General features: G+C 55.7%; 20 protein-coding genes. 8 read left to right on the top strand and 12 right to left on the bottom strand.

Annotation, left to right across the window (positions count from 1 at the left end):
• Positions 1-181: 181 nt before the first annotated feature.
• The 3 genes from QRN31_RS21365 to QRN31_RS21355 are packed head-to-tail and all read right to left on the bottom strand — an operon-like array spanning position 182 to position 3,946.
• Positions 182-1,528, bottom strand: coding sequence for an NAD(P)/FAD-dependent oxidoreductase (locus QRN31_RS21365; protein ID WP_285434375.1), 1,347 nt, complete (start codon positions 1,526-1,528; stop codon positions 182-184).
• Positions 1,525-3,042, bottom strand: a complete 1,518-nt coding sequence (locus QRN31_RS21360) for an aldehyde dehydrogenase (RefSeq protein ID WP_285434374.1) — start codon at positions 3,040-3,042, stop codon at positions 1,525-1,527. Before QRN31_RS21360 ends, QRN31_RS21365 begins: the two co-directional genes overlap by 4 nt.
• Positions 3,035-3,946 carry a dihydrodipicolinate synthase family protein gene (locus QRN31_RS21355; protein ID WP_285434372.1) on the bottom strand — a complete coding sequence of 304 codons (912 nt, stop codon included), beginning with the start codon at positions 3,944-3,946 and terminating at the stop codon, positions 3,035-3,037. Before QRN31_RS21355 ends, QRN31_RS21360 begins: the two co-directional genes overlap by 8 nt.
• A 790-nt stretch (positions 3,947-4,736) precedes the next feature.
• Here QRN31_RS21355 and QRN31_RS21350 point away from each other — a divergent pair.
• A complete protein-coding gene (locus tag QRN31_RS21350; protein WP_285434370.1) occupies positions 4,737-5,972 on the top strand; it encodes an aromatic ring-hydroxylating oxygenase subunit alpha in 1,236 nt (411 codons plus the stop codon).
• Between the two features lie 137 nt (positions 5,973-6,109).
• On the opposite strand, the gene QRN31_RS21345 is transcribed toward QRN31_RS21350, so the two are convergent.
• Positions 6,110-7,072: a LysR family transcriptional regulator gene (locus QRN31_RS21345; RefSeq protein ID WP_165933958.1), complete on the bottom strand. Its 963-nt coding sequence runs from the start codon at positions 7,070-7,072 to the stop codon at positions 6,110-6,112.
• Positions 7,073-7,520: 448 nt separating this feature from the next.
• On the opposite strand from QRN31_RS21345, the gene QRN31_RS21340 reads away from it, so the two are divergent.
• The 7 genes from QRN31_RS21340 (at position 7,521) to QRN31_RS21310 (ending at position 15,805) form a co-directional block, all read left to right on the top strand.
• Positions 7,521-8,558 carry a quaternary amine ABC transporter ATP-binding protein gene (locus QRN31_RS21340; RefSeq protein ID WP_285434367.1) on the top strand — a complete coding sequence of 346 codons (1,038 nt, stop codon included), beginning with the start codon at positions 7,521-7,523 and terminating at the stop codon, positions 8,556-8,558.
• 8 nt (positions 8,559-8,566) lie between these two features.
• Complete coding sequence (proW, locus tag QRN31_RS21335; RefSeq protein ID WP_285434520.1) at positions 8,567-9,571, top strand: glycine betaine/L-proline ABC transporter permease ProW; 1,005 nt, start codon at positions 8,567-8,569, stop codon at positions 9,569-9,571.
• Between the two features lie 69 nt (positions 9,572-9,640).
• Positions 9,641-10,684, top strand: coding sequence for a glycine betaine/L-proline ABC transporter substrate-binding protein ProX (proX, locus tag QRN31_RS21330; protein ID WP_285434366.1), 1,044 nt, complete (start codon positions 9,641-9,643; stop codon positions 10,682-10,684).
• A gap of 86 nt (positions 10,685-10,770) precedes the next feature.
• On the top strand, positions 10,771-12,120 hold the full coding sequence (locus QRN31_RS21325) for an MmgE/PrpD family protein (RefSeq protein ID WP_285434364.1): 1,350 nt from the start codon (positions 10,771-10,773) through the stop codon (positions 12,118-12,120).
• A gap of 48 nt (positions 12,121-12,168) precedes the next feature.
• On the top strand, positions 12,169-13,203 hold the full coding sequence (locus QRN31_RS21320) for a GlxA family transcriptional regulator (RefSeq protein ID WP_285434363.1): 1,035 nt from the start codon (positions 12,169-12,171) through the stop codon (positions 13,201-13,203).
• Between the two features lie 66 nt (positions 13,204-13,269).
• Entirely contained in the window at positions 13,270-14,421 is a 1,152-nt protein-coding gene (locus QRN31_RS21315) for an MFS transporter (protein ID WP_285434361.1), read from the top strand.
• A gap of 367 nt (positions 14,422-14,788) precedes the next feature.
• Positions 14,789-15,805 carry a zinc-binding dehydrogenase gene (locus tag QRN31_RS21310; protein ID WP_285434360.1) on the top strand — a complete coding sequence of 339 codons (1,017 nt, stop codon included), beginning with the start codon at positions 14,789-14,791 and terminating at the stop codon, positions 15,803-15,805.
• A gap of 74 nt (positions 15,806-15,879) precedes the next feature.
• Here QRN31_RS21310 and QRN31_RS21305 read toward each other — a convergent pair whose 3' ends face one another.
• From QRN31_RS21305 to QRN31_RS21270, 8 genes are all read right to left on the bottom strand, one after another.
• Positions 15,880-16,554, bottom strand: a complete 675-nt coding sequence (locus QRN31_RS21305; protein WP_285434358.1) for a GntR family transcriptional regulator — start codon at positions 16,552-16,554, stop codon at positions 15,880-15,882.
• A 132-nt stretch (positions 16,555-16,686) separates the two neighbouring features.
• Positions 16,687-17,742 (bottom strand): ABC transporter permease, encoded by a 1,056-nt coding sequence (locus tag QRN31_RS21300; protein ID WP_285434357.1) that lies wholly within the window; start codon positions 17,740-17,742, stop codon positions 16,687-16,689.
• A complete protein-coding gene (locus QRN31_RS21295) occupies positions 17,735-19,246 on the bottom strand; it encodes a sugar ABC transporter ATP-binding protein (protein ID WP_285434355.1) in 1,512 nt (503 codons plus the stop codon). The genes QRN31_RS21300 and QRN31_RS21295 overlap by 8 nt, the downstream gene beginning before the upstream one ends.
• An 85-nt stretch (positions 19,247-19,331) precedes the next feature.
• A complete protein-coding gene (locus QRN31_RS21290) occupies positions 19,332-20,573 on the bottom strand; it encodes a sugar ABC transporter substrate-binding protein (RefSeq protein ID WP_285434354.1) in 1,242 nt (413 codons plus the stop codon).
• A gap of 83 nt (positions 20,574-20,656) precedes the next feature.
• On the bottom strand, positions 20,657-22,162 hold the full coding sequence (locus QRN31_RS21285; RefSeq protein ID WP_285434353.1) for an aldehyde dehydrogenase: 1,506 nt from the start codon (positions 22,160-22,162) through the stop codon (positions 20,657-20,659).
• Between the two features lie 139 nt (positions 22,163-22,301).
• Entirely contained in the window at positions 22,302-23,579 is a 1,278-nt protein-coding gene (locus QRN31_RS21280) for a carbohydrate porin (protein WP_285434352.1), read from the bottom strand.
• A gap of 125 nt (positions 23,580-23,704) precedes the next feature.
• Positions 23,705-24,877 carry an iron-containing alcohol dehydrogenase gene (locus QRN31_RS21275; RefSeq protein ID WP_285434350.1) on the bottom strand — a complete coding sequence of 391 codons (1,173 nt, stop codon included), beginning with the start codon at positions 24,875-24,877 and terminating at the stop codon, positions 23,705-23,707.
• 41 nt (positions 24,878-24,918) lie between these two features.
• Positions 24,919-26,070, bottom strand: coding sequence for a glycerol dehydrogenase (locus tag QRN31_RS21270; RefSeq protein WP_285434348.1), 1,152 nt, complete (start codon positions 26,068-26,070; stop codon positions 24,919-24,921).
• Positions 26,071-26,283: the final 213 nt, after the last annotated feature.

Below are 26,283 nucleotides of genomic sequence, written 5' to 3'. Positions count from 1 at the left end.
AGCAACGGCCTGTTTTTTACTTCACCAATCGCGTTTCTCTCGACGAGCCGGTAACCAAAACTCATCACGCCCACAAGCGCGAACGTGCAGAATGCCTTCCAGATATTTCTCATGGATTATTCCGTTCTTATGAGTGACTTGTTAAACGGCCTTTATTGGAAAGTCCGACAACTTAAATTGGTTAACCTTCTCGCCCTGCCCAAAACTCATGCCAGCGAATAACCGAACTGACGCCCAGTTTCGTTATTATTTTAGGGGGTAGCTTGCTGGGGCCTGGTGCGTGACTGAAGCTATCGAGAAACGCCGAACGCGTGCCCGATGCCAACTCCGCAGCCATCACACCTGCCAGGGTGCTTTTCACAGTACCCAGTCCATTTTCGCAGCATGCCGAATACAGGTTTTCTTCAATCTCGCCAAATGCCGCAGCACTGTTACGACTTAAGCACAGGCGGCCGGCCCAACTGAATTCCAGCGCCGTGGATTTCAGCTCGGGAAAGCGCGCATCCAGGGAGTGTCGCTGCTCCTTAGCCACCGCAGCTACCTGCTCTGGAGTGACCTGGATGCTCGGTTCATAGGTGAACTTTGTCCGAATGACAATTCGCGAGAGACCGCCTGAAGAGATCTTGCGAACGGTCGCGCCCATTGGATCAGCCGGCAGCAACGCCCACTTGGCTCTGCCCGGCACTTCTTTCCTGAATTCATCATCACTGTACGCCGCCGTCATGGACGCGTAAGTGAAGACGTGTAGCAGGCGTCCTTGATAATGGCCGAAGTTTTCAATGTGCCCGTTAACCCCCAGGATGACCTTGGGTGCGTGGACCGTACCGTTATGAGATCGAGCGCTCCAACCGCTTCCCTGTTTGGTCAACTCAATAATCGGAGAGCGCTCGAACAGCGTGATTTTCCCGTCGAGCCCTGCTGCCAGGTCTCTAATGTATTGCGCGGGCTGAATCATCACCGCGCCGGGCGTGTAGATCCCACCGTGGTAATAGGTGGACCCGGTGATTTCGCGCATTTGCGCGGCATCAAACATCTCGAACTTCTCGCCAATGCGCTCAAGGGATTGAGCGTAATTGACGTTCAGCTTCAATCCCCGCTCAGTGGCGGCCGCGTTGATTTTCCCTGAAGGGTCGAAGGTGTCGGCGGACATGCCGTACTCCCGCGCGGCTTCAGCAGCAAATGCAATCGCAAAACGATTTTGCGTGATTTCCAGTGCAGTCGCAGACTCACTCGCCACGGAGTATTCCCCGGACGACAGACTGTGCGGCACATCGATCATGAAACCAGAATTTCTGCCCGCCGGCCCCTTGGCGACTTCATGAGCATCGACCACAACAATGCTGTCACCCGGGTGTAACTGTGAAAGCCTGCGAGCGGCGGACAAGCCTGCAAAACCGGCACCGATAATCAGCCAATCCGCCGTCACGTCTCCATCAAGCATGCGGACAGGCGCAGTGCGTGCGGAAATCGCCTCCCAACCTGAAACCCCGGTGTCTACCGGCAGGCGCTTGATGGTATGGGTGCTCATTTTTCGGTCTCTTCATCCGACCGATCAGACACATCGATCCAGATGGTTTTGATTTCGGTGTACTGGTCGTGGGCGAAAATGGATTTGTCCCGACCGCCGAAGCCCGACTCCTTGTAGCCACCGAATGGTGTTGAGGCGTCGCCCTCACCAAAGCAGTTCACCGTAACGATGCCCGCGCGAATGTCCCGCGACAACTTGATTGCCCGCCGCAGACTGCCGGTATATACCGAGGCGGCCAGGCCGTAGACCGTGTCATTGGCCAACGCAATGGCTTCGCTGATCGTGTTGAACGTGGTGACCGAAAGGATCGGGCCGAAGATCTCTTCCTGGAACAGCCGGTCGTCTCGACCAACACCGTCAATCACCGTTGGCTCTACAAAGGCACCGTCTTTGGTTGCGCCGCCATACACGACTGCGAGCTTCCCTGCGGTGGCGTGCTCAAGGTACGACTTCACTTTTGCGAAATGCTCTGGGCTGACCAGCGACCCTACGCGGTTCTGTGGATCGAGTGGGTCACCCATCTTCCATTCGCGGATGTAGGCGCCCATGCGCTCCAGCAGTTCGTCTTTAACCGACGCATGAACGATCAGACGTGAAGTCGCGGAACAGTTTTCGCCCATGTTCCAGAACGCGCCATTGACGACATGCTGAGCGACGAGATCCAGGTCCTGGGCATCGTCCATCACCACGGCCGGATTTTTTCCGCCGCACTCAAGGACGATGCGTTTGAGGTTCGAATCGGCGGCGTAATGCAGGAAACGGCGGCCGGTCGCGGTGGAGCCAGTGAAGCTCACCATGTCGACATCGTGATGCAAACCGATGGGCTCACCGACGTCTTTTCCCGTGCCAGTGACAATGTTGAGCACACCTGCGGGTATACCGGCTTCAAACGCCAACTGAGCGACACGCAGCGTAGTCAGCGAGGTTTGCTCGGCGGGTTTAACGATGACCGAACAGCCCGCAGCGAGCGCCGGGCCGATCTTCCAGGCGAGCATCAGCAACGGGAAGTTCCAGGGCAATACGCAGCCCACCACGCCTATCGGCTCCCGGACCACCATCGTCAGCGCGTCGCTGCCAACCGGGGCGGTGTTGTCATAAATCTTGTCAATCAGCTCTGAGTGCCAGCGTATGGTGTGGATGGTGTCCGGGATGTCGACCAACTGACATTCACTGACCGGTTTGCCGCTATCGAGGCTTTCGAGGACGGCCAGTTCGTATTGATGGCTTTCAAGCAGGTTTGCAAACTTCAACAGAACCGCTTTGCGCTCCCGAGGAGAAATAGATCTCCAGCGTCCATCCTCAAAGGCTTCCTTGGCATTGCTCACCGCGAAGTCGACATCATCGGACGAACAAGCTGCAACGTCGGTCAAAAAGTCACCGGTCGCCGGATTGTTTGTGGCGAAGGTTCTGCCAGAGATCGCGGGTTTAAACGCGCCATTGATGAACGCCTTGGATGGCAACGAAATGTCTTTGGCCAGAGCGGCATATTCGGCCTTGCTCAGAAGATCACCCATGGCTGGCTCCCGAAGTAATATTGGCTACGTTACGTTTGAGTTCAGCAATGACCGACGCGAAACGCTGCTTTTCGTCCGCTTCAAGTGGCTGCAATGGCAGGCGCACGTTACCGACTTTCAATCCCGCAACTTCGCAGCCGTACTTGATCGACTGCACGAACTTGCCACCGTCCAACGCATTCATCAGCGGCATCATCGCCGACATGATTTGACGGCCTTTGTCGAAGTTCTTTTCGATCACGCAGGCTTCGTAAAGCGCTACATGTTCTTTGGGCAGAAAGTTGGAACCTGCGCACACCCAACTGCGGGCGCCCCAGGCAAAAAACTCGAGGGCCTGGTCGTCCCATCCGCAGGACAAGGCGATGTTGGGGAACTGCCGGGCCAACCTATGCACCTGGCCCATGTCGCCAGAACTTTCCTTGATGGCGACGACGTTTTTCGATTGGCTGACACGCGTGAAATACTCTTCATCCATCGAAACGCACATGCGCCCCGGATAGTTGTAAAGCATGATCGGCAAGTCCGCTGCGCGATCGATAGTGAGCGCGTGAATCGCGTTTTCCTTTGAGGTTGGCAACGCGTAAGGCGGGGACGTGACAAGAATGGCGTCCGCTTTGATCGATTTCGCATCCTTGGCGTACTGAACCGCATCTTCGGTACGAATCGCCCCGGTACTGACGATCAGTTGCACCCGAGTGCCGATCACATCTTTGGCGTAGGCCGCCAACTCCGTGCGTTCTTCCGACGTCTGCGCATAATACTCGCCGGTCGAGCCGCCGATAATAATGCCGTGCACCTTCGCCTCAATCAGCGACTCCAAAACTTGCGAGTACACATTCCAGTCAATCTCCCCGTCCGAGTTATAAGGAGTTACTGCTGGCGTATAAATACCTTCAAATTTCAAGATAAATGCTCCGAATGCGAGTCAGGTGGAAGATAAACGAGCGCGTCAGCGTTGATGCCTTGAGGCGCAATAAAAAACTCCATGTTTCACGGGACACAGGCCCTGACGTTTAAAGTCTCTGTAAAGAGCAGTTTTGTGCTTTCACAAATGACCTGCAGAGGCTGTGTTACCAACTAGTGCGATGGACTGCTGAATCCAGACTCGCATGCGCCAAGAAGGTGGTCAATAGAGTGTATTGCTGCCGTATACCTTTCTGAATGGGCAAATCCTTCAGCTTATAAAATTTATTCTCCTTAATAATCAACAAGATAAAAAATCATCATCGAAGCAGCAGCTTCAATCGATAACATTTGTTTATGCATTGATAAGAGTAAATGTTTCTTGTTGACGCACGATTACCGTCGTAGCCTTACAACAGCGATATTCTACCGATACATTGGATAAGCGTTTTTCTCGTACAGTCGCCCCATTAATTAAGACCTGGTTTCCCAGGCTCAAATTAAGGTGATGTAGAAATATAGCTATTGATGCAAACATTGGCATTTCAGAAATGTGTGCATGAGTAAGGACTTGAACGAAATGAGCGCACGGATGCCACCACCATCCAAGAAGGCACATTTTTCGTAAAGCGCTTGCTGGACGTCGCGAAACATTCCGGTTCGCGGATAGACGCAGCACAGTTTGATGGGCTTGCATCCTCAGACGGTACTGCGAACTCAAGACCGTTTGGCCTCACCTCGCTGAGCAGGCTGAACGTTTCGCCCCCTTGGTATTTTGGAGTGTGTTGACCGTGAGCACTAAATCGGCAGTTTCAAATCTTATCGCGCAGCGCAAGCCTGACCACGCGCTGCCAGGTGCCCTTTATAGCGATCCAGACGTTTACAGGCAGGATCTGGAACAGATCTGGCACAAAAGCTGGATCTTTGCAGGGCACACATTTGAGCTGGAGAAGTCAGGTCAGTACCTGTCGTTGCAAATCGGCGATTACCCTGTCGCTATCGTGCGCGGCGCAGACAAGCAGATTCGTGCATTCCACAACGCCTGCCGCCATCGCGGTTCCAAGGTGTGCCCGCAAGCCAGCGGCAAAGTTGCCAAACTGGTGTGCCCTTACCACAAATGGACATTCGAGCTGGACGGCAAACTGCTTTTCGCCGGGAACATGGGGGACGATTTCGACAAGTCTCAGCATGGGTTGAAGTCGGTGCATTGTGAGGTCGTCGAAACGTACATCTATGTGTGCGTTGCAGAGGTCGCCCCAGACTTTTCGTCGTTCAGAAAATCCGTCACCCCTTTCGTTGCGCCTCATAACCTGGACGACTGCAAAGTCGCGTTTGAGTCGAACATCATTGAGAAAGGCAACTGGAAACTGGTTTTCGAGAACAACCGTGAGTGCTACCACTGCGATTGTACTCACCCGGAATTGATGCACTCATTCGTGGACAACCCATCGGTGGGTGGCGCCGGCGGCGATGAAGATCCCGAACTCAAAGAGCACTGGGATCGCTGCGAGGCGGCAGGTCTGCCTAGCCGATTGGTCATGGATGATAAAGGTCGTTTCCGAATGACGCGCATCCCCCTGTTTTCCGGGGCCGTCAGCTACACAATGGATGGCAAGCCTGCGGTCGCTGGCCGGTTGGACACCACCGGAGAAGCCAACATCGGTGCGCTGCTGTATTTCAACTACCCATCAACCTGGAACCACTTTCTGGGCGATCACGCGCTGAGTTTCCGCGTTCTGCCCATTGGCCCGGGCGAGACGATGGTCACTACAAAATGGATCGTCAAGAAGGACGCGCAAGAAGGTGTCGACTACGACATCGATCGCCTGACCAAGGTTTGGCTTGCAACCAATGACCAGGATCGCACTTTGGTTGAAGGGGCACAGGTCGGCGTCAGTTCTCCTGCTTACGAGCCTGGCCCATTGTCGGTGGCCAGCGAAATTGGTGTGTGTCAGTTTGATGATTGGTACTGCAAAACGATGCTTGATCAGCTCAATGAGACCATCCCGTTAAGATCTGTCGGCTAAGTGCAACACTGCCGGTGGTGAGAATCATGAATGATCACCACCGGCATCCCCTTCAGTTCTGCCTTGAGCAATACCTGTTGGCGGTGAAGCTCCCCACACCTCAAGTGATTGCTCAATCACTGCCGCGTTCCTTTCTTCTAAACGGCCCTGGAAAACTGGGCCAGAATCCAGTCGCGTAGCCGGCAACAGGCGTCGTCATTGATCCGGTCTTCACGAAATGTCAGATAGTGCTGACTTTCATGGAGAACCACTTCTTCTTCGATCGGACGAATCAGCGTGCCGTTTTCGATCAGGTTTTCGACCAGGTGATTCCAGCCCAGCGCTACACCTTGGTGTGTCAACACCATGCTAATCACCAGGTTGTAGTCATTCGCGTTGAATACGTGAGGACTGTCGTGGGGGCGCTTCTCGATATCAACATCGTGATAAGCCAGCCAAACTCCCCAGTCGACGTGCTCCGCTACCTGGGATCTGCCATAGGGGCTGAGGTTTAGCAAAACCCCGTCGCGTAATCCTTCCAGGCTGGATAGCTCAGGGTGCTCCGCTTTGTAACGAGGCGTGCACACCGGGTAGATGACGTCATGGAACAACGGATAGCTACGATACCCATCCTGAATCCTGGCCATCTTGGTGATGAAGATGTCCGGAGTTACACCTGGCTCCATCGACAAAAAGTTTTGAGTGGTTACCAGATTGAGGTCGATGTCTGCGTTCTTGGTAAAAAACCCCGGCAGCTTCGCTGCGAGCCAGAGGGCTGAAAACGCGGGAGAACAGCAAAGCGTCAGCGTGCGTTTGCCTGCATTGTTGGTGCGAATGCGCTCCGCCGCTTGGGAAATATTGACGAAAGATAGCTGTGCCGCATCAAAAAAGATGGACCCGGCTTCCGTCAACTCGACCGCTCGACCCACCCTCTTGAAAAGATCCACCCCAAGGTACGCCTCAAGCTCCCGAATCTGACGGCTGATTGCCGCTTGGGTAACGCACAGCGCTTCAGCCGCACGCGTAAAGCTCTGATATTTGGCGGCGGCTACGAATGACTTCACTGCTTTCAGAGACGGCATTTTCAGCAGCGTCATGTCTGGATCGATGTGCTTAACCATAACCTAGAGTATTGAATATCCGGTTTGGGGCCTTTCGGAGGGCCGTTAGGGATGAGATCGGCCGAAGGGTTCCACCTAGAGCCTACGCTGGAGCGTAGCTGAAACAAAGTGTCTAAGACAGGCCCAGCGGCAGTTGTCTTCGCAACTAGCACTGCCGCAGTCGCAAATTGATCTATTTAATTGATTGATAACATCACGTTATTGATTGGCGGGAAGAAATGTTGTTAGACGCTGACCCTATTAGGTAATAACTTGGTTCTCAAGGAACTGCTTAATTCAGCGCCGATAAAACAAAAATAATAAACATCACATAATAAAGAGGATGGTCACAATGACTAATTCCCAATCTGTCTCCCATTTTGACTGCCCCCACAAGCACCGTCTTAACTGATCAAGACACGTACACCTAAATTCTTGATCTTACGTCGTAATTGCAGCAGGAGGGGTTATGAGTCTTGGTGACGAGATACTCTCGGTAAAAAACATTTACAAAGTCTTTGGCACTCAGCCAAAGCTCGCGATGGAGATGCTGGCTCGCGGTGCTGACAAGAATGAAATTTTCAGCAAAACCGGTCAAGTCGTTGGCGTTTTTGATGCCAGTTTCTCCGTAAAACGCGGTGAGATTTTCGTCATCATGGGACTTTCTGGCTCTGGAAAGTCGACGATGGTTCGGCTGTTCAACCGACTGATCGAACCGACCTCGGGCACCATCCATCTCAACGGCCAGGAAATCACCGGTCTGTCAGATGCTGATCTCCTCAGCGTTCGTCGCAAAGACATGAGCATGGTGTTTCAGTCGTTTGCTCTGATGCCCCACATGAGTGTGATCGACAACGTTGCTTTCGGCCTGGAAATCTCGGGTGTCGAGGAAATTGAACGGCATAAACGTGCACTCGAGGCACTCAAACAGGTGGGGCTCGATGGCCACGCCTACAGCTATCCGCATCAACTGTCCGGCGGCATGCAGCAGCGGGTAGGTCTGGCCCGAGCGCTGGCCAACGATCCCGCCATCCTGCTGATGGACGAAGCCTTCTCGGCACTCGACCCACTGATTCGCCACGAAATGCAGGGCGAACTGATTCGCCTGCAGGCAGAACAGCATCGCACCATCATCTTCATCTCCCATGACATTGATGAGGCGATTCGCATCGGCCATCGCATTGCGATCATGGAGGGTGGTCAGGTCGTTCAGATCGGTACCCCGCAAGAGCTGCTTTGCAACCCGGCGAACGATTACGTCAGAGCTTTCTTCAAAGGCTTTGATGCCTCGAAGATCCTCAAGGCGGGTGATGTCGCCAAAATTTGCGCAGAGCATCCGTACGCCATGGATCACTCCACTCCCACGCTTCGCGACGATGTACTTCTGCAGGACGTCTTTCACATCGTTGCTGATGCCGTTAATCCAGTTGCCGTGCTCGATCGCCAGGGTGTGTTCAAAGGCACGATCTCCAAGAGCCTATTGCTTCAAACAATGAGCCGACACTAACAGGCTCTATTTGCTGGCTTGCCAGGCTCGGACATTCAGGTGATGACATGAACGAATTCAATTTCCTAGACCCTTTTCAATCTATCAACGTCCCTTTGGGCCAATGGGTAGAAGTTGCCCTGAACTTTCTGGTTCATAATTTCCGTGAGGTTTTCCGATCGATAAGATGGCCAATCGACCAAGTACTTAATGGTATTCAGTTCGGATTGTTGGCTATTCCTCCGTCAATATTCATTATTGTTGCAACGCTCTTCGGCTGGCAGATAGGAGGGAAAAAGATAGGCATACTTTGTTTCGTCACCCTCACCCTCTTAGGAGTGATCGGCGTATGGAATGACGCCATGATCACCCTCGCCCTAGTGCTCACGTCACTGTTTTTCTGTGCAGTTATTGGCATTCCGCTGGGCGTCCTGTGTGCCCGAAGTGACCGACTGGAGATGCTTCTTCGCCCGGTACTCGATGCAATGCAAACACTGCCTGCATTTGTTTATCTGGTGCCCGTGGTGATGCTGTTTGGCATCGGTAACGTACCGGGAGTCCTGGTCACGATCATCTTTTCGGTCGCACCACTGGTCAGGCTCACCAATCTGGGTATTCGCCAGGTACCGGAAGACAAGGTTGAAGCTGCACGGGCTTTCGGATGCACCCCACGCCAGATGCTGAGGCGGGTTCAACTTCCCTTGGCTGCACCGACGATCATGGCGGGTCTGAATCAGGCATTGATGTTGTCACTGTCCATGGTGGTGATCGCTTCAATGATATCGGTTGGTGGACTGGGGATGATGGTACTTCGAGGGATTGGCCGCCTCGATATGGGCTTGGCAACCGTCGGTGGATTGGGTCTGGTATTGCTGGCGATTTTCCTCGACCGACTGACCCAGGCAATGGGCGAACGCAGTAACAGGGCAACCAAAGGTGAACACTGGTACCAGACAGGACCGGCGGGCGTCATTTATCGCCTGAAAAGAAAAAACACTGTCATGAAAATAGAAGTCAGTCCTAAAGAAAGCTAACTCCGCTAAGCGGCGCGTCGTGAACCAATAGAAATGCCAACTTCTTTAATCCAGCCAAGGCAAACGATAATGAACTTCACAACCTTCGGAATAAAACAGAAATTCATTCACTCTGTGGCGCTTTTAGTACTAGCGGTCGCCCCTGTTTTCGCATCAGCCGCCACGGCGCAGGAGCCCGGAAAAGGTGTATCTATCACTCCGATTTTCCCGTCAATTGCCGAAGAGCGATTTCGCGGAGAGATCGCAATGGCGGGGCTCAAGGAGTTGGGCTACGACGTTCAGACGCCTAAGGAAACCGAATACTCCACCATGATGATTGCACTTGCCAATGGTGACGCTGATTTTTCGGTTCATCTGTGGGAGGAACTGCACAAATCGTTCTACGCAAAAGCCGGCGGCGATGAAGCGATGGTGAAAACCGGCAATATTATGCCGGGCGTACTGCAGGGCTACATGATCGATAAGAAAACGGCTGACCAGTATCACATCACCTCTCTCGATGATTTGAAAAAGCCAGAGATTGCCAAGCTGTTCGATAGTAACGGTGACGGTAAAGCGGACATGACTGGTTGCAACCCCGGCTGGGGCTGTGAGCTGATCATTGCCCACCATATGAAAGCCTATGGCCTGGATAAGACTGTCACAAATAACCAGGGCTCCTATTTTGCCCTGATGGCCGACACCATTGCTCGTTACAAAGAAGGCAAGCCGATTCTCTATTACACCTGGGTACCTCAGTGGATCTCCGGTGTTCTGGTCGAGGGTAAAGATGTTGTTTGGTTAACCGTGCCACGTACGGATCTTCCAGGTGGTAAGAACGATGTCAACACTACCTTCAATGGCAAAAACCTTGGTTTCGCGGTAGACACTGTCAGAGCGGTCATCAACAAAGAATTCGCCGAGAAAAATCCGGCTGCCGTGAAGTTCCTGTCTGAAATGCAGATCTCTACCGACGATGAAAGCGCGCAAAATCTCAAAATGCACAATGGTGAAAAAAGTGCAGCTGACATTACTCGTCACGCCAAAGAATGGATCGCGGCCCATCACGCGAAATACGACAGCTGGCTGGTAGACGCACGAGCCGCCGCTAATACCGCCACCGCAAAAAATTAATCCCTTCATTTAAATCTGCATAAAAGGTTGCCCTTCCCCGGGCAACTTTTTATCCGTTTCGGCGTTCATCATTCAGGAATCATGAAATGCAGTTGTATTCATTCGTCCAGAATTTCAGTTACAAGGACGCGCCCCTGCATACACGCGAGTTGGTTAAAACTTGCCTGCTCGACATCATTGGTGTGGCCGCCGGTGCTCGCGACAATCAAACCAGCGTGATGCTCAAAACCTACGCTGACACCCACTACTCTGCCAACAAGCTGTCCAGCCGCCTTTGGTTCGACGGCAGAGCCGTGCATCCATTGGGCGCTGCGTATGCAGGCGGTTTCTGCGTTGATAGCCTGGATGCACATGAAGGTCACTTCACCTCCAAGGGGCATGCGGGTGCAACCGTTGTCCCAGCCCTTGTTGCATTGGTCGACGCGTATCGCAGCCAGGGCAAAGACATCAGCGGCGAGGAATTCCTCAGCGCACTGTGCATCGGTTACGAGACCGCCCTGCGTGCGGGTCAGGCATTGATGGCCACCGCCCCTGAATATCATGCCTCAGGCGCCTTTTCCGGAATCGGGGTCGTTTGCGCCGGTGCCCGCCTGCTGAAGCTTGATGAAGCGACATTCCGTCATGCGCTGGGTATCGCGGAATACTTCGGCCCGAGATGCCCGATGATGCGCCTGGTGAGCTTTCCGACAATGTTGCGTGATGCCCACGGCGCCGGGGCGTATGCCGGACTGAACGCACTACTGATGGCGCAGCTCGGTGTCACTGGCGCCCCAGCCGCCACCGTTGAACCGTTGGAGATTTCCACTTTCTGGCAGGACATCGGAACCCGTTGGGAGATCGACGAGCAATATTTCAAGCCTTGGCCGGTATGTCGCTGGGCGCAACCGGCACTCACAGCCATGACCGATTTGATGCGAGCACATCCAGCCATCACTGCTGAGTTGATCGAGACCATTGATGTCGAAACGTTCCACGAGTCTGTGTGCTTGCAGGGGCATTTTCCGAAGAATGCGGACGAGGCCCAGTATGCGCTGGCGTTCCCGCTGGCGGCCTTGATCGTTCGCGGGAAGCTGGGGCCAAAAGAGGTCAGCGGTGATTCCATTCATGCACCAGACATCTTGAGCATCAGCGAGAAAATTACCCTTCATGAGGCGGCTGACTTGTCGGCCAGGTTCCCGGAGGAAATTCTGTCCCGCGTCACGGTTACCCTGAAAGACGGCACGCGTCTGACGAGCCCAACCGCGATGGCCAAGGGCGACCCCGGCAACCCTATGTCGAGTGACGAACTCACCGCTAAATACCATTTACTGGCTGATGACAGTTTGGGAACCACACTCAGCACTGCCATCAAGAACAGTATTGAGGCACTGCCCGGCAGTGATGACTGCCAATCACTCTTTGATTTGTTGTTGTCCGCTCCAAAAACCGCTGCCTAGATTGCGCAACGTGTTCTTAGCTATTGGTTCAGGTGTCAAAGAGGATTTATGACATTCGTATTCGAGAGCGTGCTCAAAGACAAAAACATGGGGTACTCCTATACGGCGCACAAACCAGTAAGGCCGCAGGCAGTGACTCGTGTGGCTTTCGTGCTTTTGAACAATTTCTCGATGATGTCGTTCACTGGCGCTATCGATGCGCTGGTGACCGCCAACCTGATTAGCGAGACTCCGGCGTTCGAGGTGTTGACTGTCGGCATCAAAAACCGTCTGGTCATGAGCGATTTGGGCATTGCGATTTCAGCAGACCTGGAGCTGTCTCAACTACCGGATCGTATCGACGTACTCATCGTCGCCGGTGGATTGCGAGTGAAGCTGGTCAGCGATCCACTATTACGACGCAAGCTGCGTAACGTCGCCTCTCTTGGCGCGACGATGGGAGGTTTGTGGAACGGTGCATTTTTCCTGGCGGAAGCTCAGCTAATGGACGGTGTCGAGTGCGCCTTCCATCCCGATGGACGAGCGATGATGGAGGATGTTTTCCCCAAAGTCCTGGTCTCTTGTCGAACTCACGTAATAGACAAAAACCGTATCACCTGCGCTGGCGCCAGCAGCTCGTTACGCATGATGCTCGAGCTCATCACCACTAAACAAAGCGTGTCGCTGACCCATGCTGTCGAGGAAATACTCAGTTGTGATCAGACCGCTGAAGTGTCTGGGATATCGACGGTCATCGTTGACTCTGACCCTACCTTGCCTCAAACCCTGAAGCTTGCTTTAGAACTGATGCAAAAGAACATTGAAGAGCCGTTATCCATCGACGAAGTCGCTGAGTGTGTGAACATTTCCCGACGACAATTAGAGCGTCGCTTCTGCCGTTTCGTGGGGGCCACGCCCACACGCTACTACCTTGAGCTGCGCTTGACTCGAGCGCGGCAGCTTATTCTGCAGAGCAATCGGCCGATCACTGATATCGCGATAGCGACCGGTTTCTGTAGTTTCGCCAATTTCCATATGCGTTTTCGCGACTTCTTTGGCGTAGCGCCAAGCAGTTATAGAGCAACGTATGAGCGCAGGCGCTAGGTCTTCCCGCACTGCCCAAGCACAGTAAACGATGGTTGTCATTATCGATAAGGATTACCGAGAACTATGAATGCTCCATCGCCCGTGTTGGTACCCACGGCTAACCACAGCGAGCGGATGTCTACTCGCATCGCCTTCCTTATCGCGGGTTTACTCATGTCCGCATGGGCGCCTCTGGTCCCATTGGTTAAAGCCCGCGCTGGCCTGGACGATGGCGGCCTGGGGTTGTTGCTGCTTGGCCTGGGCGGTGGATCTATCGTGGCCATGCCCTTCGCTGGTTATCTCACTGCACACTATGGATGCCGACCGGTCGTAATCGGGGCGACGATTGTCTTGTGTGCCCTTCTTCCGCTATTGAGCACCGTGGCGTGGCTGCCGGGCCTGGTGATCGCGGTCATTCTCTTCGGCGCCAGCATGGGCATGCTGGATTGCGCCATGAACATTCAGTCCGTCATTGTCGAAAAAAACAGCGGGCAGGCACTTCAATCCGGCTTCCATGGCCTGTACAGCGTTGGAGGCATTGTGGGCGCCGGGGCGATGACTGCTTTATTGACCTTCGGGCTGGATCCATTGATTGCGGCGCTTTGTATCGTTGCCGCCGTTCTGGGATCGCTTTACAAGGCTGCACCCGCTTTGCTGACTTACGGCACTGAACGGGGTGGACCCATGTTTGCGGTGCCCAGGGGTATCGTGCTGTTTTTAGGGGCGCTCTGTTTCATCGTCTTCCTCACTGAAGGCGCAATCCTCGACTGGAGCGCGGTTTTCCTTGTCTCGAACCGAGGGTTGGAGCCGAGCATCGCCGGCTTGGGCTACGCATCCTTCGCTGCTGCGATGACGGTGGGACGCCTGACAGGCGATGCCATCGTCAGCAAACTAGGCGGCGTGCGCGTCGTTGCGCTTGGCGGACTCTGCGCAGCCGCTGGCATGATCGTGTCGCTTGGAATAGACGGCTGGGGAGCGTCCTTGATTGGCTACGCTCTGGTCGGTGCCGGATGCTCAAACATTGTCCCAGTGCTCTTTACCGCTGTAGGCCGCCAGCAACGTATGCCACAGGCGGTAGCCATCCCCGCAGTCATCTCGATGGGCTACACGGGCATTCTGATCGGTCCCGTATTCATCGGGGCGGTCGCCCATCTAAGCACCTTGTCCTTCGCTCTGGGCTGCGTGAGCGTTTTGCTGGTTTTTGTCAGTGCGACAGCTCGATTGCTTCGCAACTAACCGACTCTTTCCAGGCGCGATTTCAGCGTTGGCTGTTGGGAATGGAGTTCAATCGTTGAGAAAGCCAGGTTGCGCTTTCTACCCGCCCCTACAGATCAATGAAAACCAGCTTGCCCTTGAGGCTGCCATCAAGGAGATGCCATACGTCGGCGCTGGCTATCAAAAGCAAACATGAATAATCAGTGGTACCTAGAATTACGTCGAGTCAATTGATGATTCCTGATCACAACACCTTTGCGTAATTCAACGTTCTCCCCATGGATGCCTGAAGGGATACTACCGGCCTTAAGTGTGGCGCACCCATGACCACTCGAAGCCTGTTACCAGATTGAAATAGCTTCAATCCAGCCTTTCATGAGGACTCACGATGCACGCTGATTTCGCCGCCTGGTCCTGGACCGCTGGTCAAGGTATTCACGGATTACAACTGATCCGAAAACCCCTTGTGCAACCTGGCCCAGGTGAAGTTCTGATAGCAAACCGAGCGCTGGCGCTTAACCCGGTGGACTGGAAAATCATCGAATGGGGTCACCCCGCGTGGAACACCGGCCACGTGCCTGGCGTGGATGGCATGGGCGTTGTAGTTGCCTGCGGTGCCGGAGTCCCAATCAAACCAGGGACTCGCGTGGCATACCACCAGTCACTGGAACGCGATGGCAGTTTTGCCGAGTTCTGTTTGCTCGATTCCGCGACCGTCATGGCGGTACCGGCCGCGCTCGATGACGCCATCGCCGCGTCGCTCCCCTGCCCCGGCCTGACCGCCTGGCAAGCATTGGACAAAGTACCGGATAGAGGGCCGAGCGATATGTTGGTGGTTGGTGCCGGTGGCGCCGTGGGCCTGCTACTGGTGCAACTGGCAGTACAACGTGGTTGCCGAGTGTGGGCCACGGCGGCCACAAAGCATCATGCGAACTTAAAAGCGCTGGGGGCCGTTGGCGTGTTCGACTACCAGGATCGCAATTGGCAGCAATACCTTCAAACGAGCTTGGGTGAGCGTCGCCTCAAGGTTGTGTTCGATACTGTCAGTGGCGCGCATGCGGCGGCCCTGGCACCTCTGCTGGGTTACAACGGACATCTGGTGTGTATTCAGGACCGGCAGGAAACTGCACCGCAGCCGGCCTTCAGCACCGCGATTTCCTTGCATGAGGTTGCGCTCAACAGCTTCCATTCCTACGCAAGCCTGAGTGATCGACAACTGCTTCGAGACGCCGGAGAACATCTCCTCGAAAGCACGCTGGGCGGTCGCCTGACAGTACCCGAACGTCGAATCTTCGATTTTCGTAACCTGCCTGAAGCCCTGCTGGCTCTCAAACAAGGTGGCGAAGGTGGAAAATGGATTGCCCTGTTGAACGAGTCAGGCGTCACGCCTTCCGGACAGCCGTAAAAAAGAAATCGCCCGAGGCTCTTGCAGGGAGCGCTCGGGCGACAGATCAGCGTGACCGGACGGAGGCGGTCTGGTTACACCTCCGCGAGGTTTTCCTTTTTCTCCAGCCAATCGATCATCAGCTCACCCCAAGCGATGTCCGCTTGCAGCGCGTCTTTGGCCTTGGTCGAGTCTCGAGCGCGCAAACCTTCCAGCACTTCAAAATGCTTGTGTTTGGCACTGGCCAGCTCCCGCTTGGGAACCTCAGCGTGAAACCGGCTTAGCAGCGGCCCCATGATAACCCACATATTTTCGAGGGTTTTCGACACCACGGGCATGCGTGCCGCAGAGATCAACCCGAAGTGAAACTCCCGATTGAGCAACGCTGCTTGTTTGTAATCGACCGTTACCGCCTTCTGGAACGCATCCTGAATGGCTTCGAGTTTCTCCAGTTCAGGTCGGGTGATCCGCTGGGCCGCCACACCCGCCGCCTCGCCTTCCAGCAAATGGCGGATCAGCTGGATTTCACGCAACTGGCTGACCGTCAACTCCGGCACATAAATAGAGGTCGCTGCTTTCATGTCGAGTGCATGGTCGCTGACCAGACGGAAAATAGCTTCCCGCACGGGGGTGATCGAAACACCGAACTCTTCGGCCAGCGTGCTGATGCGCAACCGGTCCCCGGGTTGGTATTGCCCGTCCATCAACGCGGTGCGGATGATGGAATACACCCGTTCGCTCAAGTTGCCTTTATCAATGGGCTTATGCACGGTCACTGTTACTCGATCTCCATGGTCGATTACTGTGCGTCGGGCGACAGACTTGTGAATCTGCCGACCTGAAACGTCGATAACGCATCATACATCATCAACTTGCGCCTGCCACTCCGGCTGACGACTTGCTTATATGCGTGCATCGCGCCGACCGACGCCTTGCAACAACACCGCGATGACGATAATCGCACCTTTGATGATCTGTTGTGGATAGGCCGGCACACTCAGCAAGTTCATGATGTTGCCGATCAACCCCAACACCAGCACACCCACGACGGTGTAGAAAATCGTGCCTTTGCCACCCGACAGCAGTGCCCCTCCGATCACGCAAGCGGCGATGGCGTCCAGTTCCAGGGCCATGCCGGCGCTGGGTGTGGCTACCCCTGAGCGCGAAGCAATCACCACCCCGGCCAATGCTGCCAGGCCGCCGCAAATACCATAGGCGGCCAGTTTGTAGCGCTCCACCGGAATACCCGCCAGGCGCACAGCGGTTTCATTGCTGCCACTGGCAATGGTCAGGCGGCCATAGGCGTTGTAGCGCAGGATCAAGGCAAATACCACCGTCACCAGCCCCGCCAGCCACACCGGCCACGGGATCCCCAGCACGCCGTCGGCCAACCGGCCGAAATCACGTAACAGTTGGGCGCTGACCAGCCTGTCATCCAGCCGTTGTGGCTGACCGTTGGACAGGATGAACGCAAGGCCACGAGCAACCGTCATCATGGCCAGGGTCGCGATAAAAGGGGCCATGCGGAAGTACGCGATAAAGGTGCCTGTCACCAGTCCCATCAGGACACCTGCAGCCACCGCAATCGCCGCAGCCAGCAGCAACCCGAACCCACCTTCAACCGGAAGTACATTGAGGGTCATCGCAACCACGATTCCCCCCACGGCAGCGACCGAGGCAACGGACAAATCGATGCCCGCTGTCAGGATCACAATCAACATGCCGATACTGACCAGCAGCAACGGCGTCAATTGGCGCAATAGGTTGCCGAGGTTCTGATACGTGAAGAAGTCCGCCGAGAGCACGCTGGCGACGACGGCCAGTACCACCAGCATCACCAGCGCGTTGTGTTCCAGAAACAGACGCTGCAACGAGCGTCGGCCTGCCCGGCTTACTCGAGCGGGGTTGTTTTCCTGCAAAAGCTCGGCCGTGACCAGCTTGGAATTAGGGTTACTCATGGTGCTCGACTCCCATTGCCAGGCAAATCATTTCTTGTTCTTTAATGCGCTCGCCCACCAGTTCACCGGCGATCGCGCCTTCGCGCATCACCAGCACGCGATCACACATGCCGATGATTTCAATCATTTCCGAAGAGACCATGATGATCGCCACGCCCTGTTCAGCGAGGTCATTGATGACCCGATAGATTTCCGTTTTCGCGCCCACATCCACGCCACGGGTAGGCTCGTCGAGAATCAGTACGCGGCAGCCCGCATCGACCCATTTCATCAGGGCGACTTTCTGTTGATTACCCCCTGACAGGTCACCGACCAACTGCTCGATCGAATGCGTTTTGACCGCCAGTTGCTGGCGCAAGGCTTCGATACCCTGGGTCTCCCGACCATTGGCAATCCAGCCCATACGCCCGGTATAAGGACTGTCGGGACGCAGCGCGCCATTGACCCGTATGGACATCTCCAGCAACACGCCTTGTTGCTTGCGGTCCTCGGGCAAGAGGCCGATGCCATTGGTAATGGCTTCCCGGGGCGTTCGGTTGTGGATCTCCCGGCCATCGAGGTACAGCGCGCCTGAGGTTTTCCGATCAGCTCCGAAGATCGCGCGCATGGTTTCGGTCCGTCCGGCACCGACCAGCCCACAAAAGCCGAGGACTTCTCCCGCCCGTACCTTAAAGCTCACATCGCGCACCAGACGACCCGCGCTGAGGTGCTCGACCTTCAGCAACACCTCGCCGATGCATGGAGTGCGCGGCGGGAACAGGTCACTCAGTTCGCGACCAATCATCATCTCGATCAAGCCACGCTCGGTAATGTCAGCCAGTTCCAGTGTGCCGACCGTCTTGCCGTCCTTGAGCACCGTGGCGCGATCGCAGATCCGGAAAATTTCATCCATGCGGTGCGAGACGTAAACGATGCAAGCGCCTTTGCGGCGCAATTCATCGAGGATTTTGAACAGCTTCTCGGCCTCATGGGAGGTCAGCACTGCCGTCGGCTCGTCGAATACCAGCACCGACGAGTTACGCGACAGTGCCTTGCAGATTTCCACCGCTTGCTGGTATGCCACCGGCAAACTGCCAACCAGCTGGCGCACATCGATATCGCTGAAACCCAGTTCATCGAGAATCGCCCGAGCTTTTTTGCGCATGGCAGCCCACTGGACAAACCCCTTGCTCTTGCCCAGATCATCGATGCAGATGTTCTCGGCCACCGATAAATGCGGGGCCAGGGCGAACTCCTGGTAGATGATCGAAATACCCAGCTTGAGCGCATCGCCGGGTTTGCGAATATCGACTTTCTCGCCGTTCAGGCTGACCCCGCCGGCATCACGCACATAGGCCCCGGAAAGGATCTTCATCAAGGTTGATTTGCCGGCGCCGTTCTCGCCCATCAGTGCATGGATTTCCCCCGCACGGGCCGAAAAATTCGCGCTGTTCAGGGCACTGATACCTCCGAACTTTTTCGAGATGTCGAGCATCTCTACGGCAGGTTTGTGCATCGCGTTCATTATGTTCACCATCTATAAACTGTCGCTATTCGAGCTGTGGCCGCCGTCAAACACAGCAGCCGCAGGCCGGTTCAACCGTGCGAAATTACTTCATCGCGGTTTTGATCTGCTCGATGGAGCGGAACGGCGGGACGGTTTCGGTGGATGGCGGCAAGCTGTCGGCCTTGATGTAGGTGTCGACGTTGTCCGGTGTGATCAGCGTGACCGGGAAGTACGACGCTAACGGCAGGTTGTTGGCATCCAGTCCCTTGTCGAGAATCTGGTGGATCAACTCGATGGCGGCCACACCGGTTTCCGAACCGCTGTTGGTGGCACTGACCAGCAGCTTGCCTTGCTTGATCAAGTCCAGCGCCACGCGAAAGCTGCCGGCGGCGGAAGCGACCATGACGCTGTTTTTCTTACCGGCATTTTCCAGGGCATTGATTGCGCCAATGGCTATGAAGTCGTTCTCTGCCAAGACCAGATTGAGTTTGTCACCCTGGGACGAAAGGATGTCTTCCGTGGCCGCCAGACCACCCTCTTCGGTCCAGTCACCACGACCCCAGGCGAGTACGTTGAGGCCACCTTCCGGCCAGCTGAAGCTGCCCTTGGCCTTGACCTGCTGGAACAGCTTGAAGCCCTTGAGCATCGCGTCTTCTTTGGAAAGGCCCAGCTTGCGCTCTTGCGAGCGCGCATAAACGATCCCGGAGATCATGCCGTTGAGGCGGCTTTCGGAGGTCGAGTTGCCCATCACCCCAATGACCATAGCGGCGTTGATCATCTTGGCCGGATCGGTCTTGGCCGCAACGTAACGCCCTGCCTCGAATCCACTGCCGTACGGATTGCCGGTGCTGGTGGTGATCACCGGCGCGCGGGCGTCCGGGGCAGTGCCGACGGTGATCACAGGAATGCCGGCAGCCACTGCCCGCTCTACATCCGACACCGAACCGAGGACGTCGGTGGGATCAATCACGATCAGATCGACGCCCAGGGTAATGAAGTTATCGACCTGGGCACTCTGTTTGGCGACATCGCTGTCAGCCACTTGCAGTTCAATATCGTAGTTGTACTTCTTCGCGATGGCTTTCGAGTCGTCGATCATCGAGACAAACCAGGGGTTGCCGAGGGTGATTTCAGTCCAGCCGATACGCAAACGCTCGCCCCTCTTTTTCAGTGGCAAGGCTTTGTTGATCGAGGAGCGATCCGGCATGTCAGGATCAATCACGCCCGACAATGCGGTGTTAGGCATCAAACTGTAGATCTCATGCTTGGGAGCCGCCCACGCTTGGGTGCCGATGAGGCTCGCCAGGGCCAATGTGGTGATCGAACGAACAGCTGACAGCTTCATAATTATTATTCTCCAGTGCGCTGATTTTGATCGGTGATGCAGGTGCTGTTTGTTTCGAACAGCACCGGTTTCTCGTTTAAGACTCAGGCCTGCAAATCGATCCAGGCGGATTTGAGTTCCGAGTACTTGTCCAGCGCGTGCAGCGAGCGGTCACGACCGTTGCCCGATTGCTTGTATCCGCCAAACGGCATGGTGATGTCCCCACCGTCGAAGCAGTTGACCCAGACGCTCCCGGCGCGCAGCGAGCGGATGATCGAGTGGGCACGCGACAGGTCGCTGGTCCAGAGACTGGCGGCCAGGCCATAGGGTGAATCATTGGCGATACGCACAGCGTCCTGGTGATCCTTGGCGTTGATCACCGAGAGCACAGGCCCGAAGATTTCTTCCCGGGCAATCGTCATATCGTTGGTGACGTTGTCGAAGATCGTCGGCGGAATGAAGAAACCATCGGCCAAGGCGCCGCTGGCACGTTCTCCACCGAGAATGATGCGGGCGCCCTCTTCGGAGCCCTTCTTGATGTAACCGAGCACGCGATCCATCTGCGCCTTGTCGACCATGGCCCCCAACTGCGTGGCCGGGTCGAGCGGGTCGCCGACGGCGATGGTCCGCGCCACCTTCAAGACTTCGGCAACAAACTCGTTGCGAATGCCTTGCTCGACAATCAGGCGCGAAGGCGCTACACACACTTCTCCCTGGTTGAAAAACATGGATCTGGCAGCGGTGGTGGCGGCTTTTTCCAGGTCACGACAGTCATTGAGAATGATGTTCGGGGTCTTGCCACCGCACTCCAACCAAACCCGTTTCATGTTCGACTGGCCGGAGTACTGCAGGAACAATTTGCCGACTTCACCGGAGCCAGTGAACACCAGCGTATCGACATCCATGTGCAGGCCCAGAGCACGGCCTGCGGTAGGACCGAACCCCGGCAGCACGTTGAACACACCCGGTGGAATGCCCGCCTGCGCGGCCAGTTCGGCGATACGCAGTGCGGTCAACGGCGATTGTTCGGCCGGTTTGAGGATTACCGAGTTACCCATTGCCAGTGCCGGGGCAACTTTCCACATCGCCATCAGCATCGGAAAATTCCATGGGGTCACGGCCGCGACCACGCCAATGGCTTCGCGGGTAATCATGCCCAACGCGCCCGGCCCCGAGGGGGCGATTTCGTCGTAGACCTTGTCGCAGCATTCGGCATACCACTGCAGGCATTCGAGCACCGCATGCACATCAAAACCGGCGCTTTCGGACACGGGTTTGCCCATGTCCAACGTCTCGAGCAATGCCAGTTCGGTCATGTGCTGCTCGAACAACGCGGCAAACCGCAGCATTACTTTCTTGCGTTCCTTGGGCACCAGTTGCGACCACACGCCACTGTCGAATGCTTGGCGCGCCACCTTGACGGCAACGTCGACGTCTTCGGCCTGACACGATGCCACGTGGTTAAGCACCCGACCGTTGCGTGGGGAAATGTTGGCAAAGGTTTCGCCGCTCAGGGCATCGACAAAACGGCCATTGATGAAGGCTTTCCCTGGCAGGTTCAGGGCGGCGACACGTTGCTGGACCGCAGCGATATCAACGAGAGTGTTCATGCTGTTGCGTCTCCTGTTTTTGTTTTAGGCGTAGGCGCCAAACGACGATATATCATGCATTATCAAAATCGCAAGCGAATGAATGCCCTGAATCAGGGTGTTTTCTTCACAAGCTCTGTTCGCTAAACCGCGTAATCCTTTAGAAACTGACCTCGGTTTTCAGCCCGAACACCACCACGCTTTTATCCCCACTCAGCCCGCCAGGATTGACAACGTATTGCACGTTGGGCCGCAGGGTCAGGGCCGGCGTCACGCTGACGCCGTAGTACAACTCCATCGGGTATTCCGTGTCTGGTGCCGCTGAGGTGTAGCCATTTGCCTGGCGGATACGCTTCGCGGATTTTTCATTCACTTCAAGCCTACCGATCGCCACACCGATTTCATCCTGTGGCCGCCCGGCAAATGGACCGCTGATAAACGCACCGGCGTGCCAGACCTTTTCCACGTAGGACACATCGCGATCCGATTGAATGAAGTTTGCGAACAGGGTCAGGCCTCGGGCGCTGTTGCTCGGGTCCTGATAAACCCGCTGTTCGGCCATGGCGTAGTAGCCGCTGGCCTGATCGTGCTGCTCGGGTGCATTGCCAGTCAGGCCGATGGGCTGACCATTGACGTCGCGATAGACATCGTTGAAATCACCGGTATTGCGCCAGATGCCCGCCCGGTAGCTGCCGGGCAAGCCGTTCAGGGTCGGCGTCCAGGCCAGTTCGCCCACGGCCAGATAACCGGTGGTGCCGGACGGGCTGCCGAAGTTCAAGCCCTGGGCGTTCTCGGTAAAGCGTGGGTTGACCTGATACAACGACGCATTGAGGGAGATCTCATCAGTCAGTTTGCCCGCCACTGCCGCGCCCCACTGGCTGACCGGCCAAGTGAACCAGTTCGGCGTGATGTAACCAGGCACCGTGCCGCAGAAGGTCAGGTTTTGAAACTTGCAGGAAAACGGAAAGACATCGCCACTCATGGGCAAGCGACCGAGTTTCACCACCAGTCGATCGTCCAACAACGCCTGCTGGTAATAGAACTGCACCAGACGGGTGACGCTGCCGTAGCCATAGATTTCCTGGGCGGCCAGCAAGGTGTTGGTTCCGGCCTCGGCCGTCAGGCTTTCGCCGTTACGATCGCTGAGAGTCATACGAAAACTCGCGCCTTGCCAGCCGAACAGCTTCTGCAAATCGAAATTGGTGTCAACCATCAGCTGATCGCTGTAAGTCCCTTTGTGCTCGTCGCCGCCCTGGGTGTTGTAGGCCAGTTCGTTGACGTAAGTCAGCTGGAAATCCACGCCTTGCTCGTGCAATCGAGTACGTTCACCGTTCCAGTCCCCCAGCAGAAAATTTTTCGGCGAGTAACTGGCTGCATGAGCACCCGGTAATACGCAGGCGCTCAAAAGTCCGACGGCAACTATCGTTTTGCTGGTCATTATTTTTGTTCCCGAAACTATTTTTATTGTTGGTCTTAGTGTTTTTCGAGCATGCAAAACCGCGCCAACCCAACTTACGGGTCGGTCAAACAACATTCTTTAGAACTTCGTGACGGAGACTTCGGTTAGAAACACATTCTCACGATGTCGGCGACCTCCTCTTTGCTGTTGATCTGTTTCGGATGACAAGCCAGGTCCTGGTTGAAACTGGTCCATACGGTCTGGGCGAAATCATCGATCTGCTCTGGGCGCAAACCGTAGCTGCGGAAAGTGTCGGTCACGCCCAACTGGCTGAACATTTTTTTCAAGATGTCGGGAAGGCACTCGGCGCGTTCAATCTCGGAAAGGCCCAGCGTCGACGGATCAAGAATCCCGGCCACACGCGCGAACTTGTCGGCACATACCGGCAGCGTCCAGCCAATGACATAAGGCGTACTGGCCGCAACAGTGCCGCCATGCGGCGCATCAGTCATCGCCCCCAACGGTTGGCCCAGGGCATGGGAAACCGTTACGCCGGCACTTGCTATCGCCATGCCGCCGAGGGTCGAGGCAAATGCCATGCGTGCGCGGGCCTCCAGGTCATCGCCGTGCTTTACGCACTGAAGGACATTGGCGGCGAACAAACGTATCGACTCCAGAGCAACCATTTCCACCCACGGCGTGCAGTGGATGCTGATGTATGCCTCCAGCGCGTGGCAGAAGGTGTCGACAGCAGTCAACGCGGTCAGCTTCGGCGGTTTCGAAACCAGAATCTGTGGATCGATCAAGGCGACATCGGGGTAGATGAACGGGTTGACGATGGCGCATTTGAGACCCAGTTCGGGGTTATTGATCACCGAAAAAGGGGTCGCTTCGGTGCCGGTGCCGGAAGTGGTCGGTACCACCAACAATGGCAGCCCACGGCTTTTCGGGCGGGTGACGGCCTCGCCCAGGCGCTCGGTATAGTCCCAGCAGCTTCCGCCATGAACGGCAACGAAAGCCACGGCTTTGGCCGAGTCGATAGCGCTGCCGCCGCCAACCGCCACCACCACATCGCAACCTGCGTTGCGAACAAGCTCGACCGCACGATCAATCGTGGTATGCCGAGGGTTGGGTACGATGTCGTAGAACTCGACAAACTCAATGCCGCGTTCGGTGAAACTGCCGGTAATTTGCGCCACCAGGTCACTGCCCTGAAGGAACGGGTCAACCATAAAAAAGACCTTTTTGCCGAACGGCTCGACCTTTTCACCCATGCGCTTGATTGCCCCGACTTCGAAATCCAGGGTCAACGGCAGACTTGCCTGAAATGCTTTCATCAGATCACCTTTTGGTTGTGGAAAGTGCGCTGTCAACGGTCTCAACCGATCAGCAACGACCCGCCTTTTTTATAGAGTTCGCCCAGATCGCTCGCCGCGATCAGTGCCGCTTTCATTTCATCGAAAGTGACTTCGAACGGTTCGACCTTGCTGGTCTGATTGGGGTCGGCAGCAGTGCGCGCCACGCAATCGAGTTCTTGCGCGGTGATATCGGCCAGGCCCAGGTCTTCGAAGGTAAGCGGCAAACCGATACTCAGGCAGAACCTCAACACCGTATCCAGCTCACGGCTGGATTTGCCTTCCAGCACCAGCATCACCAGCACGCCGAAGGCCACGTACTCGCCGTGGTACATCGTCGCCCTGCCCCCCAGTTCACTGAACCCGCAATACACCGCATGGGCGGTCGCCACGCCGTTGCTCTCAAAGCCGATGCCACTCATCAGCGCATTGGCTTCGACCACGCGGTTGAAGGCTTTGGTCACGCATTGGTTTTCCGCGGCACGCCTGGCTTGCAGGCCATCCTCCAGCAGTACCCGATAACACAGCTCAGCGATGGCCATTGAGGTCAGCGTCGATTTGGCACCGCCGCCGCCCGCCTTCATCCCGGCACCGGCGTTCCCGAGAAAATTGTCCCGGTCCGACTCGACACAGGTGCGCGCTTCGAAATACGTCGACAGTGCATCGCCCATTCCGGCCACTAACAGGCGCACCGGAGCTTGGGCGATGATCCAGGTATCGACCACCACCACATCCGGGCTGCGTTCATAGAAAAGGACGTCATCAAACGCTCCCGCTTCGGTGTACAGCACCGAGAGTGAACTGGTGGGGGCGTCGTTGGACACGATGGTGGGCACGATGCACAGCGGCAGCTTGGCTTGATTGGCAACGGCTTTGGCGGCGTCCAGCACCTTGCCGCCACCGACACCAATCACCCCGTCGCATTCAAGGGCGTTGATGCTCGCCGTAAGCCGCTGGATTTCCTGACGCGTCACTTCGCCGGAAAAAATGCCGTAGTGCAGTTGCGTGAATTCGGCATCGAAACTGGCACTCAGGGTCTGTCTCAGGCTGTCGAGGCGGCCCTGGGTGGTGATCACTAAAAAACGCCGACCGAACCAGGCCACATGCCGGTGCAGTCGATCAAGTTCCTTGTAGCCCTGGATATAGCGGCCGGGTGCAGCAAACATTTGAGTCATGTCTTCGTCATCCTGGCCTCGTCGTGGAGGCTTTTTGTTATTGCTTTGAGGACGTTTGCGAGAGACTCATCTCTCGGCGGATCGATGATATATCATATTTAATTTTCAACCACCAACAGCTTTTTTGCCGAACCAACAACTCGAAAAACGCGGGATTGACGCTTGGGGGGTTCGAAGATATATGATGTATGAAAATAAAAACAATGCGGTTCG

The organism is Pseudomonas sp. fls2-241-R2A-110 (genome assembly GCF_030209165.1).
Classification (GTDB): Bacteria; Pseudomonadota; Gammaproteobacteria; order Pseudomonadales; family Pseudomonadaceae; genus Aquipseudomonas.
Note: the sequence above shows the minus strand (reverse complement) of the source record. Positions and strands in the feature narration are given on the sequence as shown.